This is a genomic window from Thermococcus sp. LS1, assembly GCF_012027395.1.
Lineage (GTDB): Archaea > Methanobacteriota_B > Thermococci > Thermococcales > Thermococcaceae > Thermococcus.
This window is the reverse complement of the sequence record NZ_SNUJ01000010.1, coordinates 1-441: the sequence shown is the minus strand read 5'-3', so window position 1 is coordinate 441 and position 441 is coordinate 1. Positions and strand designations below refer to the sequence as shown.

The window sequence follows — 441 nt, the reverse complement described above, 5'->3', positions numbered from 1 at the left end:
ACTTTGCCTTTTTTAAAGTGCTTCTGCAGATAGCGGGCAGTTGCATAGCCAGAAGTAATTATTCGCTCTTCTTCAACATCAATTCCCAATTTAAGAAGCTTTTCTCTATACATCTCCGCATTTCTAGTGGAATTGTTAGTGAGGAATACAAAGGGAACGTTCTTTGATTTTAAATACTCAATAACTTCTCTTGCTCCTTCGATGAGAGTGTTTCCCCTATAAATTACCCCATCCATGTCAAATATTATCCCAATCATCATGAACACCAAAAGAGAAAGGAGGAGAGAGTTTAAAAACTCACTGCTCGGCGTAGATGTTTTAAGGTTATTCTTGCTGTATCTGTTTGACACTCATTTCCGGCATCTTCTTTGAGCTTAAAGCCAATGGTAACTTTAAGCTGCTCTCCTGGAGTTAAGGATTCTTTGAGTAAAGAAATGGAAA

Annotated in this window: 1 protein-coding gene; it reads right to left on the bottom strand. The window is 37.9% G+C overall.

The features are described 5' to 3' along the window. Positions 1-257 (bottom strand): HAD hydrolase family protein (locus E3E26_RS10985; RefSeq protein WP_240911736.1); only part of this gene is annotated, 257 nt, incomplete at its 3' end. Positions 258-441: the final 184 nt, after the last annotated feature.